Annotated in this window: 13 protein-coding genes and 1 tRNA gene; 4 read left to right on the top strand and 10 right to left on the bottom strand. The window is 53.3% G+C overall.

Going from position 1 to position 13,613, the window contains the following annotated elements:
• Positions 1-54: 54 nt before the first annotated feature.
• The 6 genes from WA318_RS10060 to WA318_RS10035 form a co-directional block, all read right to left on the bottom strand.
• The gene (locus tag WA318_RS10060) at positions 55-861 is read right to left on the bottom strand and encodes a purine-nucleoside phosphorylase (RefSeq protein ID WP_336080783.1); all 807 of its coding nucleotides are present in this window, start codon (positions 859-861) and stop codon (positions 55-57) included.
• Positions 858-1,271, bottom strand: a complete 414-nt coding sequence (locus WA318_RS10055; protein WP_336080782.1) for a cytidine deaminase — start codon at positions 1,269-1,271, stop codon at positions 858-860. The genes WA318_RS10060 and WA318_RS10055 overlap by 4 nt, the downstream gene beginning before the upstream one ends.
• A gap of 150 nt (positions 1,272-1,421) precedes the next feature.
• On the bottom strand, positions 1,422-2,393 hold the full coding sequence (locus tag WA318_RS10050; protein ID WP_114097721.1) for an ABC transporter permease: 972 nt from the start codon (positions 2,391-2,393) through the stop codon (positions 1,422-1,424).
• Positions 2,393-3,511 (bottom strand): ABC transporter permease, encoded by a 1,119-nt coding sequence (locus tag WA318_RS10045; protein ID WP_336080781.1) that lies wholly within the window; start codon positions 3,509-3,511, stop codon positions 2,393-2,395. The genes WA318_RS10050 and WA318_RS10045 overlap by 1 nt, the downstream gene beginning before the upstream one ends.
• On the bottom strand, positions 3,508-5,091 hold the full coding sequence (locus WA318_RS10040; RefSeq protein WP_443082640.1) for an ABC transporter ATP-binding protein: 1,584 nt from the start codon (positions 5,089-5,091) through the stop codon (positions 3,508-3,510). Before WA318_RS10040 ends, WA318_RS10045 begins: the two co-directional genes overlap by 4 nt.
• A 42-nt stretch (positions 5,092-5,133) precedes the next feature.
• On the bottom strand, positions 5,134-6,129 hold the full coding sequence (locus WA318_RS10035; RefSeq protein WP_114097797.1) for a BMP family lipoprotein: 996 nt from the start codon (positions 6,127-6,129) through the stop codon (positions 5,134-5,136).
• A gap of 615 nt (positions 6,130-6,744) precedes the next feature.
• On the opposite strand from WA318_RS10035, the gene WA318_RS10030 reads away from it, so the two are divergent.
• From WA318_RS10030 to WA318_RS10020, 3 genes are all read left to right on the top strand, one after another.
• Positions 6,745-8,340: a bifunctional metallophosphatase/5'-nucleotidase gene (locus WA318_RS10030; protein WP_336080780.1), complete on the top strand. Its 1,596-nt coding sequence runs from the start codon at positions 6,745-6,747 to the stop codon at positions 8,338-8,340.
• A gap of 153 nt (positions 8,341-8,493) precedes the next feature.
• Positions 8,494-9,447: a carbohydrate kinase family protein gene (locus WA318_RS10025; RefSeq protein WP_336080779.1), complete on the top strand. Its 954-nt coding sequence runs from the start codon at positions 8,494-8,496 to the stop codon at positions 9,445-9,447.
• 109 nt (positions 9,448-9,556) lie between these two features.
• Positions 9,557-9,799: an Lrp/AsnC family transcriptional regulator gene (locus WA318_RS10020; protein ID WP_114097716.1), complete on the top strand. Its 243-nt coding sequence runs from the start codon at positions 9,557-9,559 to the stop codon at positions 9,797-9,799.
• 81 nt (positions 9,800-9,880) lie between these two features.
• Here WA318_RS10020 and WA318_RS10015 read toward each other — a convergent pair whose 3' ends face one another.
• A complete protein-coding gene (locus WA318_RS10015; protein WP_258548659.1) occupies positions 9,881-10,405 on the bottom strand; it encodes a hypothetical protein in 525 nt (174 codons plus the stop codon).
• Positions 10,406-10,519: 114 nt separating this feature from the next.
• A tRNA-Ser gene (locus tag WA318_RS10010) sits at positions 10,520-10,612 on the bottom strand.
• A 282-nt stretch (positions 10,613-10,894) separates the two neighbouring features.
• Here WA318_RS10010 and WA318_RS10005 point away from each other — a divergent pair.
• Positions 10,895-11,116 (top strand): hypothetical protein, encoded by a 222-nt coding sequence (locus WA318_RS10005; RefSeq protein WP_114097715.1) that lies wholly within the window; start codon positions 10,895-10,897, stop codon positions 11,114-11,116.
• Positions 11,117-11,263: 147 nt separating this feature from the next.
• Here the strand turns inward: WA318_RS10005 and WA318_RS10000 are convergent, their stop codons facing one another.
• Positions 11,264-12,448: an MFS transporter gene (locus tag WA318_RS10000; protein WP_336080778.1), complete on the bottom strand. Its 1,185-nt coding sequence runs from the start codon at positions 12,446-12,448 to the stop codon at positions 11,264-11,266.
• 61 nt (positions 12,449-12,509) lie between these two features.
• Positions 12,510-13,541 carry a GlxA family transcriptional regulator gene (locus WA318_RS09995; RefSeq protein ID WP_336080777.1) on the bottom strand — a complete coding sequence of 344 codons (1,032 nt, stop codon included), beginning with the start codon at positions 13,539-13,541 and terminating at the stop codon, positions 12,510-12,512.
• Between the last annotated feature and the right edge of the window lie 72 nt (positions 13,542-13,613).

Below are 13,613 nucleotides of genomic sequence, written 5' to 3'. Positions count from 1 at the left end.
GTCTCCTGCACGCTTGTCGTTATTGGGTACCAAAACCGAAATTGAAAATCGGCTTTATGCAGAACCCGAGAAATACTGCAACAAGATCTTGATAAGATTGGAAGCACCTTCCTTGGACATATCAAGGGTCTGTTCATGGCTAAGCGGTGTTGGGCTCATGCCAGCAGCAAGGTTCGTGACATTTGAAATTGCCGCCACCTTGAAACCAAGACGACGGGCAAGGATATTTTCGGGTACGGTCGACATACCAACAGCGTCCGCGCCCAGAACCTTGAGTGCGCGAATTTCCGCAGGCGTCTCGAAGCTTGGCCCCGTGCACCAGCAATAGGTACCCTCGAACAGTTTGATACCAAGCTTTGCTGCGGTATCGTGCAAACCTGAACCGATTTCCGGATCATAGGGCACATCCATGCCAACGAACCTGTCATTGCCATGATAGCCAATCAGCGGATTTGGCCCGAACAGGCTGATATGATCGGTAATCAGCATCAGGCTTCCCGGAACGGCTTCGGGGATCAATGATCCTGCCGCATTGGTCAGGATAAGTTTCTCGGCCCCAAGTTCACGCAGCGTTTCAAGCGGCTCCGCCATCAGGTCGGAGCGGCCATGCTCATAGAAATGCGCCCGCCCCTGCATCACAGCAACCGAAACACCACCGATCCGTCCCAGCACAAGTGTCCCGCCATGTCCAACAACAGTCGGACGTGGAAAGCCCGGCAGCTCCGCGTAGGAAATGCTAATGGCGTCACTTACAGCATCAACAACCCCGCCCAGACCACTGCCAAGAACCAGGGAAACCTCGGCCTTGAAACCCGGTGCCTTCGACGCAATAACGTCCAACGCGGCTTTTACATTGCTCATTTCAAATTCTCCGGCCCAAAGGAATGGGGAATAAGCTCTTCGCGTGTAAGGGTCAGTAGTGTCTTGCCTGAATCATTGATAATGAAGATGGTCGCATCACTGCCGGTAAACTCCCGGATCTTTTGTCGGCAACCACCACACGGCGTGCACGCCACATCGCCAAGACCGACAACGACTATCTCGTCGAACTTGGTTTCCCCCGAAAGAACCATGGCCGAAATCGCCCCCGCTTCGGCACAGACGCCCTCGGGATAGGCTGCGTTTTCAACGTTACAGCCTGCAATCACCTTGCCCTCTGCCGTGCGCAAGGCAGCACCGACATGAAACCTGGAATATGGCGCATAAGCCTTGTCGCGTGCAGCCAGTGCTGCATCAATCAAGTCGCGCGGTGCCTGTTTCAGATCACCCATCTTCGTAATCCTGTCTCATAGTTTATGCGTGCCCCGATCCGGACACGCTATTCATCTGACATGTGGTAATGAAACGGCCTTTTGCCGTCATTAATCGCAAGAAGAAATGTCTGGTCGCGCATTTTACCCTGCAACCGGACGTCACTAAACTTAACGTTCTTTCACATATGGACGGCCAAGAGCCTTGGGCGGAATTGCACGCCCGATAAAGCCCGCCAGCAAAATAACCGTCAGAACATATGGCAATGCCTGTACCAGCTGGACCGGCACTTCACCGATACCTGGCAAGACAACCCCCTGCAAACGGGTGGCTGCAGCATCAAGGAAGCCAAACAGCAGACACGCCGCTAATGCCGGGAACGGACGCCACTTACCAAACACCATGGCGGCAAGAGCAATATAGCCCTTGCCTGCCGTCATATCCTGCAAGAAGGACGCCCCTTGCGCCGTCGAAAGATAGGCACCGGACATACCAACAAGAACACCACTGCAAATGACGGCACGATAGCGCATGGCGACAACGCCGATACCAGCAGTATCGACTGCGCCCGGATTCTCACCCACAGCACGCAGGCGCAAGCCAAACCGCGTGCGATACATCACCCACCATGCGGCGGGAACCGCAAGAAACGCGATATAGACAAGGATATTGTGGCCACTCAGAAGTTCGAAATAGATCGGGCCGATGATTGGCACGTCCTTCACTGCTTCGGCACCGGGCAAGGTAATTGGCTGAAAACGAGCAGCCTTGTCGAGTGCCGGAGTTTTGCCCCCCTGTGCAAACAGGGCAATACCGACAAGTGCCGTCAGGCCCGACATCAGAATATTGATCGCCATACCCGAGACAACCTGATTGCCTTTATGCGTGATGCAGGCAAAGCCGTGAAGCAAAGACAAGGCAATCGTTGTTGCGATCGCCGCCAAAAGGCCAATCCACGGGTCATTCATATAAAAGGCAACTGCCGCCGCAGAAAACGCACCGCCCAGCATCATGCCTTCAAGGGCAAGGTTGATCGTACCCGACCGTTCTGAAAACATGCCTGCAAGGGCCGCAAGAATAAGAGGCGTCGAGGTTCGCAAGGTTGCATCAAGCAACAGAATGACGAGTTCAAAATTTTCCATCACGCTGCCTCCTGCGCGTCACGACGCAAACGCCACGCGGTGTACATCTTGGTTACGCGCGGACGGAACATATGCTCCATGGCGCCGGTAAACAGGATCACAAGACCTTGAATAACCACAACCATGTCATTGGAGATGGTCGGAATTTCAAAGGAAAGTTCCGCCCCACCCTGATAAAGCATCCCGAACAGCAAGGCCGCAAGGAAGATACCAAACGGATGGTTCCGCCCCATCAGGGCCACGGCGATCCCGACAAACCCGTAACCGGCTGTAAAATCAATCAGCAACCGGTGTTGAACGCCCATAACCTCGTTAAGTGCCATGAAGGAAGACAAAGCACCGGAAATCATCATTGCAATAATGATGAATTTGCCCGGCTCGATCCCGGCATAGGTCGCAGCAACTGCATTTGCCCCAACAGTTCTGATCGCATATCCCCAACGCGTATGCCAGATGAACAGCCACACCATGACACTGGCAACCAGCGCATAGACAAATGACAGGTTAAGCGGGCTCGAGGCCATTTCGATGCCGAATGCCGCCGCCATATCATGAATGAACGGCAAACGCAGATTTTCGGCGATCTGTTCGCTTTCCGGGGTCATAGACCCTTCCGGTCGCAGAACATTGACCAAAAGATAAACCATCAGTGACGATGCGATGAAGTTGAACATGATCGTCGTGATCACGATGTGTGATCCGCGGCGTGCCTGCAGATAGGCGGGAATATAGGCCCATGCAGCCCCAAAGATCATGGCTCCCAGCATCCCGACAACCAGCATCACCGGAAATGGCAGGAAATCAAGGTAAAGGGCAGCAAGTGTTACACCAAGCCCACCGACATAGGCCTGCCCTTCGGCACCGATATTGAAAAGCCCGCAATGGAAAGCAACGGCGAACGCCAAACCGGTAAAGATGAAGTTTGTGGTGTAATAAAGCGTATAACCCCAAGCTTCCTCATAGCCGAACGCACCATAAAGCAGAATTTCCACCACCTGGACGGGGTTTTCGCCAATCGCCAGAACCACGAGCCCCGAAATCAAAAGAGCCAGCAACAGGTTCATTAATGGCAAGGCGCCAACGTCAATCCAACGCGGCAACTGGACGGTCGTGCTCATGACTGGCCCTCCACTGCCTTGGCTTCGTTCGGATCAACACCGGCCATCATCAGGCCAAGGACACGTTCATTCGCCTCAGAGGCAGCGACTTCGCCGATGATGGCACCATCGCACATCACCAGAATTCGGTCGGCAAGCGACATGATTTCGTCAAGCTCCACGGACACCAAGAGAACGGCTTTGCCCGCGTCCCGCATGGCGACAATACGTTTGTGAATGAATTCAATAGCACCGATATCAACACCACGGGTCGGCTGCCCTACCAGAAGCAGTTCCGGATTACGCATGATTTCACGCGCCAGAACCAGTTTCTGCTGGTTGCCACCCGAGAAATTGGCAGCCTTCAGGTCCGGATTGGCCGGACGGACATCAAATTCGGACATCATGTTGGCTGTGGCATTCGAAATCGCTTGCCAGTCCAAGAAGACACCCTTTTGGTAGGCCGGGTCGTCCTCGTACCCCAGAATGGCTGCTTCCTTTGCAGAAAAGGCCGTTACCATCGCCATACGATGACGGTCTTCAGGGACATGGGCCACACCGCGACGACGCAATTCGGCTGCGTCAACACCTTTACCGGGCGTCACGTCCTGACCATTCAACTCGACAACGCCTTCAGACACAGAACGGATACCGCCAAGCGCCTCTAACAATTCGCTTTGACCGTTACCGGACACACCGGCAATCCCGACAATCTCGCCTGCGCGGACGTTGAAGCTTGCATTTTTGACCTTGCGAACACCCTGCGCATTATCAACGCACAGGTTTTCGACCTTAAGAACGGTATCAGCCGGGTTCGCATCACCTTTTTCAAGGCGTAACAACACCTTGCGCCCAACCATTAATTCGGAAAGTTCTTCCGGACTGGTTTCCGCTGTTTTGCGATGCGCCACCATTGCGCCCTGACGCATGACGGAAACATTGTCCGTTGCAGCCATGATTTCGCGCAATTTATGGGTGATCAGAACCACCGTCTTGCCCTGCTCTTTGAGGGTTTCAAGAATACGGAAAAGATGGTCTGCCTCTTGCGGGGTCAGAACACCGGTCGGTTCATCCAGAATAAGAATTTCAGCACCACGGAACAGTGCCTTGAGAATTTCAACGCGCTGCTGAAGACCGACCGACAGATCACCAACAATGGCATCCGGATCAATGTCGAGCGAATATTCGCGCTCAAGTCGCTGAAGTTCTTCGCGTGCCCGGTCAACACCGTCGCGCAGAACTGCCCCTCCCTCAACACCGAGAATTACGTTCTCAAGAACCGAAAATGTCTCGACCAGCATGAAGTGCTGATGAACCATGCCGATCCCGACGGCAATGGCATCTTCGGAACCCCTGATATCACAAAGCTTGCCATCGACATGAATTGTTCCTGCATCGGCCTGATAAAAGCCATACAGAATACTCATCAGGGTCGACTTGCCTGCCCCATTCTCCCCCACGATACCGTGGATTGTTCCCTTATCGACCTTAAGGTCGATTTCCTTGTTTGCGTGTACCGCTCCGAACCGCTTGTCAATGCCACGCAGTTCAATAGCAGGTTGCACGGCACCGGTTTCCCCGGTGCCGTGCATTTGATGCATCGTATCCGACACTACAAATCCCCGGTTTGCTTCAAGGCTGCCTTACATCGGGCAAGCGCTGTCGCTCATATAATCATGGACTTCAAGGCTACCTGACGTGATTGCTTCCTTCGCCTTGGCGACGGCTTCTTTCATTTCAGGGGTGATGAGTTTCTCGTTGTTCTCATCAAGAGCCCAGTCAACACCGCCTTCGGCAAGACCAAGAATGGTCAAGCCCGGCTTCCAGTTGTCACCTGCTGCCGAAGCAAATGCTTCGTAAACAGCAACATCAACACGCTTGAGCATCGAGGTCAGAACCGAACCCGGGTGCAATGCGTTCTGGTTGGAGTCAACGCCAATACCAAGCTTGCCTGCGTCTGCAGCGGCCTGAAGAACACCAACGCCGGTACCACCGGCTGCGTGGTAAACAACGTCTGCGCCACGGTCAAACTGCGACTTTGCAAGTTCGCCACCCTTCACCGGGTCGTTCCATGCAGCACCGGTGGTGCCGGTCATGTTCTGGAAGACTTCTGCATTCGGGTCAGCGTGTTTGACACCCTGAACATAACCGCAAGCAAATTTGCGGATCAGCGGAATGTCCATACCGCCAACAAAGCCAACTTTTTCGGTTTTCGAAGCCATGGCAGCAAGGACACCAACCAGGAACGAACCTTCGTGCTCTTTGAACACGACCGACTGAACATTCGGAAGGTCGACAACCATGTCCACGATGGTGAATTTGGTTTCGGGGAATTCTTTTGCGACTTTTTCAAGTGCAGATGCCTGCGAGAAACCAATTGCGACGATCGGGTTCATACCGCGACGCGCGAAGTTCCGCATTGCCTGTTCGCGCTGGGAATCGTTCTGGATTTCAAAGTCGCGATACTCGGTACCGGTGTCTGCCTTGTATTTTTCGGCGCCGTTGTATGCGCCCTGGTTAAACGAACGGTCAAAGCGGCCACCAAGGTCATAGACCACTGCCGGTTTGATTTCTGCAGCCGAAGCAACACCTGCATAGCAGGCAACAGCCGCGACCACCGAGGTCAGAAGCTTTTTCATTCCGATGCCCTTCATTGCTTGAATTCTGATTATTCTTCCCGCCGGTGCCCTTAACCGGGGGAACTCCCTCATCGAAAAAACGTATTTCCACCATATCGGTGTTGCTACGGTCCCTCAACCTTAGCATTCCGCTTGTTCATGGTGTGAATGCTTATGGTAACTACAAAATATAGTGCCCTGTAAATAGCCGACCACGCAAGGGAAAGACAAAACCTGTCCATCCGGTCAAAATCGTCCTGATCCGAATCAACTATCGGGTCCTTTTTCTGCGGGGTTTCCCTTAGATTCCCGAAGCGGGCCCAAAACTCACAGACAGATTTCCAGAAGATATATTTTCTCGGCAGACTTAATAATTCGCCCAATAAAATTTTCAAGAAAATGCATCGATCAGCCACTTTGGAGATTAAATCGATTCTTCCCGACATTCTGTTTACCGCGATGCCGATCACATATTGATCAAGTTTCATCCCGCCGTAATCAACCGGGCATACCCCTTGAATAATTTTGATGCTAGCATTCCGCGCAGGGGAAAACTTCACTCCCGGAAATTCTGATCTGTGATGGTATCTTTTCCCGTGAGGGACGGGAAAAGAGCCTCTTTGTTGGAGAGTAGTAATGAAACAAAAAATTGCAGGATTGCTGTCGGCTTGCACCATGTTGACCTTTGGTGCAGGAAGCGCATTGGCTGATTACGACTTGCGCATCCTCCACACCAATGACGTCCATGATCGCGTTGAATCGGTTACGAAATATAACAACACCTGCAAGGCCGAAGACGACGCAGAGGGCAAATGCTTTGGCGGATATGCCCGTCTTGCAACAGCCATCCGTGATGCAAAGGCGGAAGGCGGGAATGTTCTCGCTCTTGATGGTGGTGACCAGTTTCAGGGATCGCTTTACTATTCAACATACAAGGGCAAACTGACCGCCGAGTTGATGGCTATGGCGGGCTATGACGCCATGACAATCGGGAACCACGAGTTTGATGATGGTCCCGAAGTCCTTGAAGCCTTTATCAAGGCAAGCACGGTTCCCGTCCTGTCCGCCAACGTGCATCCGAGCGCAGCATCGAACCTCAAGGGCAAGATTATCCCCGATACCATTGTCGAACTTGGCGGCGAAAAGATTGGCCTGATCGGTATCACCACCGAAGAAACTCCCGATATTTCAAGCCCCGGTGACAAGGTTTCAATTACCGACTCAGAAATGGCACTACGCTATTCGGTCGCACGACTGCGCCTTAAGGGGGTAAACAAAATCATCGTCATGAGCCATTCCGGCTCCTACAAGGATTTCGAACTCGCGCGCACCGTCAGTGGCATTGACGTCATTGTCGGCGGTCACGACAACCAGCTGTTTTCAAATACCAATGAAAAGGCCAACTATCCCTACCCGGTTGTTGAAACCGCACCGGATGGCAAGCCGGTTCTGGTCGTTCAGGCTTATGCCTATAGCCGTTACCTTGGTGAACTCAACGTCACCTTTGACGATGATGGTGTTGCCACCGCATGGTCGGGCGAACCGATCCCGCTTGATGCAAGTGTCAAACCTGCCGAGGACGTCCTTGCTGTAATTGCCGAAGCCAGCAAGAAAGTTGACGCCGTTCGCAATATCGAAGTCGGTACGTTTACTACGGCCGCTGACGGATCGCGCGAAAGCTGCCGTCATATGGAATGTTCGATGGGATCCCTGATCGCCGACGCCATGCTTTGGAAGGCTGGTGATGGTTATCAGATCGCCATCCAGAATGGTGGTGGCGTGCGCGCAAGCATCGACGAAGGTACTGTAACAATGGGTGAAGTCCTGACTGTACTGCCGTTCCAGAATGCATTGGCGACTTTCAAGCTCTCGGGCAAGGACGTTGTAGCATCGCTTGAACATGGTGTTTCCAAAGTCGACGAGGACAAGGGCCAGTTCCCGCAGATCGCAGGTCTTAAGTTCGACCTCGATCTGTCACAGCCGGTTGGATCCCGCGTATCCAATGTCATGGTTGCCGAGGGTGACGACTTTGTTCCTATCGATATGAACAAACTCTATGGTGTTGTTTCCAACGACTTCATGCGCAATGGCGGCGATGGCTATGCCCTGTTCCGTGACAATGCGAGTGATGTTTATGACTTCGGTCCGAACCTTGAACAGGCAGTCGCGGACTATATCGCCAACAACTCCCCGATGACGCCAATGGCAAAAGACCGGATCATGATGAAATAAGGGTTTCATCCTGCACCAAATCCAGGGGGGCGGCTCATAGGAGCCGCTCCTTTTTGTTTTTCTTGCCTTTGCGCAGGCTCACAGCTTATGACATTCGCTGGCTGATAATTGCCCGTCACTGACGAGCCCATCCACCAAGAAGAGCGACATAACGTGATCACCCACTCTGCCAATATCCTGTGCTTTGGCGCCGCGCATTTTGATCGTACATTGCAATGCACGGGACATTATATTCCGGCTGCATCCAATCCGGTTCGGACCCTTCATCGCAAACCGGGCGGGGTCGCACGGAACATTGCCGTACATTTGCGTCTGCTGGGAAACAATGTCGCAATGCTGGGCGCAGTCGGAGATGACGGCGACGGTGAACACGTGATTGCAGCCCTTGCGGAAATCGGGATCGATACCCGCCGGATGATGAAGTTCGAAGGCAAGCATACAGCGGGCTATACCGCAATTCTTGATGAAACAGGTGAACTTGCAATGGGCATGATGGATGCCGAGGTCTATGACCTTCTGACCATCGAACGGCTCTTACCGCAACTTGCCAACCTGCAAGCATGGCCTTGGTGGCTGATTGATGCCAACCTGCCTGCCAGCACCATTGCCTGGCTTGCGGACAACAAGGGCAGCACAAAGATGTGTGCCGCAACAGTGTCACCAAGCAAGGCCGTACGTTTCAAGGATGTGCTTGGCAAACTTGATCTTCTCATTGCCAACCGCGCCGAAGCACAGGTTCTGACCGGCATCGAGATCAATGACAAGAGTCAGGCCAAAACTGCGATCGAGTTGCTGCGTGGCAAAGGCATACCTGATGTCATCATCACGCTTGGGGCGACCGGGATCGTGACTTCCTCTGAACACGCAGGAACCGCGTTCTGGGACCCGCTTCCGACCAGAGTGCGTGATGTAAATGGCGCAGGTGACGCGTTTTATTCCGGGTTCCTGTCCGCCTATACCAAACCAGATTGCACCTTTGACGGAGCCGTTGCATCCGGCCTTGCCATGGCAAGCCTCACGGCTGAAACGGATGGCACAACGGTCTGGAACCTGACGCAGGATGCGGTTGAAAGCCGCGCCAAGCTGGCGGAAAAGTCATCCCTTTGATTATATTCACATCACCCTGACCGGGTGAAATCATCTTGCTAGAAGATTGCAAGCAGCGTCCAAGCCGGGTAGCTTGTCTGCAATTCAAATTCAAATTGGAGCCGTTCCGATGCATCCGTTCTTCATTTTTGTAAAATGTGAACTTGGCAAAGCCTATGACGTGGCCGCCGATCTTATCGAAGAGGTCGAAGGTGTATCGGAAGTTTATTCAATTTCGGGTCCGTTCGAACTTCTGGTCAAGGTCTATGTTGAAGACGAACAGGATATCGGGCGCTATGTGAACGAACAGATTCACAAACGGCCCAATATCAAGGACACCCAGACCATCATTACCTTTAATGCCTTTACCTGATTAGCATTTTCCCAATCCGAAATGAAAAACGCGGCGATATCATTCGCCGCGTTTTTTTTATGATCAATTCCGTTATTGACGTTACTGGTTGCGGGCAACGCCACGGATCACATCAAGAATGACGTCAGTTCCCTTCTCGATCAGGACAATGTCATCGCCAACGATCTGACGGATGGCGCCATCGGTGCGTCGCGGCAGTTTTGAACGCAAATCGGATGGCAGATCGCGCTTGGCAAGCCCCGGAGGCAAGGTACCCCCGCGCTCAAGCTTCATGGCAATGCCGGGTGGAAGGTCTTTGTTGCCCTTCCCTTTGTCGCCCTTACCGCCTTTAGAACCTTTTTCGCGCCCCTTGTCGTCATCGACATTGCCCGTCGCGATATCAAGGACGTCACTGATGATACGGCGCTCCTCGTCGGAAAAAATACCGCCACCCTGTGCAACTTCGACAAGATCATGGCTATGAGGTGTCTTGATGGTATGCGCCTGCACCACAGAAACAGACGCCACTGTTGCGCACAGGGCAACCGACATCGTCATGGCAAATCTGGAAAAATTGGTTTTTTCAGACATCTCGTCCTCAATCGTTGTGACAATGCATTCGTTCATAGATATGAACTTCGAACCGAAATGCGAGCTCCGGTTAACGATACAACGATTTCAATGCGGATTTTCTGCCATCAGGGCAAAGAAAAAAGCACCCTTTTAGGGTGCTTTAATCAATGGCGGGCAAAGAGGGATTCGAACCCTCGATAGGGCTTGTCACCCTATACTCCCTTAGCAGGGGAGCGCCTTCAGCCACTCGGCCATTTGCCCTTTATGTCTTTGGTGTTCCCTGCGGAACGACGCCTTTCTTAAACACCGTCTCGGCCCATGTCAATGCCCGAAACCAGCGTCAATGACGTTTTCTTTTTAACAGGCCCATCAAATAAAACCAGCAGCTTTTTGACCGCCCTTGTCATGAGGTTTTGCGGTTGAACGGCAAAACTGTCTTTAAACCATCATAAAGCTGTCATCGGTTAGAAAAAAACAGCTGTCATAAAGCCTTGGTCGATTGGTTTAACATTGTCACCCGACACAAAAGCTGGTTGGAGAAAGATGCGCACCATCTATCAAAGCACCGATGATCTCGGTCATACCCTCCGCGCCCTAAAAATGATCAAGGAAGGTCATAATGACCCGGTCTATATGGGACTGGTCATTCAGGATCGCGAAGTGTTGTTCCGCACCCGTGAAAACAGCTCACGCGAGTTTGTCTTGCAGAAGATCAAGGAATTTGTTGCGGGCAACGCCGCATCGTTTGAATCCCAACCGGCCTGATGGCCGGTTTTTTATTGCATGAATGACGTCGGCCTTGGCGTTCATTCCCGGTTTTACGATTGAGTATTTCAGTCGCGCCGGGGCGAAACTCCCCGTTTGCCCCGCAACTTCACCGCCGGTCGTCCTGACCGGCGGTTCCTTTTATCTTCAAGCCTGTGTTTGAAGGACTGCACGCCTTGCAACGGCCCCGCGCCACATCAGAATCATGGCAAATCCCAGAACCGGGATCACGCCGTAATTGACCGGATTCCATCCGGCACCTGCGATCAGGGCGCCACTTGCGAGCGATGCGACTGTCGCGGTGACACTATTGCCAAGTTCCATCAGGCTTTGCGCATGGCCACGCTCCGTTGCATCATGTCCCTCGCCCAGCATGGTTGTCCCGGCAAGCAACATCATGTTCCAACCGATGCCCAACAGGAACGAACTGATCAAAAACGCCGAGACAGATATCCCCGTAACCGCGAAGCCGACACTCACCCCCAGCATCAGCGCGCCAAGTGAGGCCACACGGCGCGGACCAAACCGGTCAATCATCGGGCCAGCCAAAAAGGCTGGCAGAAACATCCCGATCAGGTGCCAGCGAATCACATTTGACGAAACATCAATATCAAACCCGCAATATTTCATGGCAAGCGGCGTTGCTGTCATCACCAGGATCATGATCCCGTGTCCAGCGGCACTGACTGCGATGGCACCACGGATAATCGGGCGGCGCAGAAGTTCTGCCATAACCGCCCGGCTCGAACCGGTACGGGCGGGAACGCCTCCATCTGGCAATATCGCCATCAGGACTGCGCCGATCGCGGCCAATCCGGCCAGGGCAGTATAGGCACCAGCAAACGGAACCGGAAGGAAGTCACGACTAGTCGATGCAATCTCCGGGGCGATAATGGCAGCCAGCACCCCGCCCCCGACCACAAGAGCCGCGGCGCGGCCTTTCAGACCTTCCTCAACCGTTTCCAGTGCCGCATAGCGGTAATACATCGCCGATGCCTGATAGGTCCCGATTAAAACCGGCGCAATTGCAACCACCCAGAATTCATCAAGATAAATACCTGCGGCCAGAAGCAACCCGCCTGCAACACCACAGACCGCCCCAAGGCACAATCCGGCCCGCCGCCCGTAACGCTGCATCAGCATTGAAAGAGGATGCACTGAAAGCAGATTACCCAGCATCAAAAGCCCGAGCGGCAGTGTTGCAAGCTCGACAACCGGGGCCATGGAGGCCCCGACAAGGGATGTCAGGGTAATTCCGATCAGTGAACAGGACCAGTAAAGAGCCTGGGCGATAAACAGAAGACGCAATGATCCATTGGTCAGTAACAACATGTTGCCAACTCCGAAAAATCAGATTGTGATGATGTGTTTCGTCAGGTTGCGGTAAAAGTCGTCAAACTGCTGCGACAGCAGATTTTCTGGCAAACCGTTCGGCATATTCCTGTGGACTTACCGAAAGATGACGCTGGAAAGCCCGCCTTAGCGTTTCGGGATGACGGAACCCGCATAGATCCGCCACGCGCGAAATACTGATCGTTTCGTCATGAAGCAATGCGCGGGCGGCCTCGACCCTGATGCGTTCAACATAGCGCGCCGGGCTCATTCCCAGATCCCGCGAAAAAACCCGCGAAAATGTCCGTGGCGTCATGCCCGCACGATCAGCAAGTACTTCAAGTGACAGATCCGCAGCAAGGTTAGCCGGCAACCATTCCAACAACCCTGCCAAGCGCGTTGTTACCCCGCCTTCAGGGGTCAGGTAGGCGCTAAATTGCGCCTGCCCACCCGGACGTTTAAGAAACATCACAAGACGTCGCGCAACAGACAATGCCAGTGACCGGCCATGATCGGCTTCGACAATTGCCAGGGCAAGATCTATGCCCGCCGTCACCCCTGCAGAGGTAAAAACATGCGGGTCACCATCAAGTCCGGTCGGATCATAGCTATGGAGGCGATCCCCCATCATATGGATAGATGGATAATCCCGCATCATTTGGTCACAGCGCGACCAGTGGGTCGTGGCCATACGCCCGTCAAGAACGCCTGCCTCAGCAAGGATCAAAGCACCGGAGCAAACCGATCCAAGCCGCGGTATGGTTTGCTCTGCGTGCCTTAGCCAGTCAAGGAACTCCTGATCCTTGAAAAACCTCGCAACACCGTCGCCACCTGGCACAAACAACGTATCGACCTGTGTCAGATCAAGCGTTCGCCAAGCACAGTCAGCATATAGCTGCACACCGCAAGAAGTCATAACTGGTCCCGGCTGGTTAGCCGCCACCTGCACCGCGTAGGATGCGCTGCGTCCGGTTCTAACCAATTCGTCATTTGCTGAACCAAACACCTGAAGCGGTCCGACGACATCAAGGCTCATGACACGCTCATAAGCGTGACAAACAACCAGTCGCTGGCGGGTATCAGTTTCGGACATCGGGCATCTCCTTGGTACATCGCCAAGAATGCCGCAAAAGAAATTTGGCAACAATGACAAACACCCCACGAA

It is taken from the genome of Thalassospira sp. CH_XMU1448-2 (assembly GCF_037027285.1).
Taxonomy (GTDB): Bacteria; Pseudomonadota; Alphaproteobacteria; order Rhodospirillales; family Thalassospiraceae; genus Thalassospira; species Thalassospira profundimaris_C.
The sequence above is the reverse complement of the archived record's forward strand: the minus strand, read 5'-3'. Positions and strand labels throughout refer to the sequence as shown.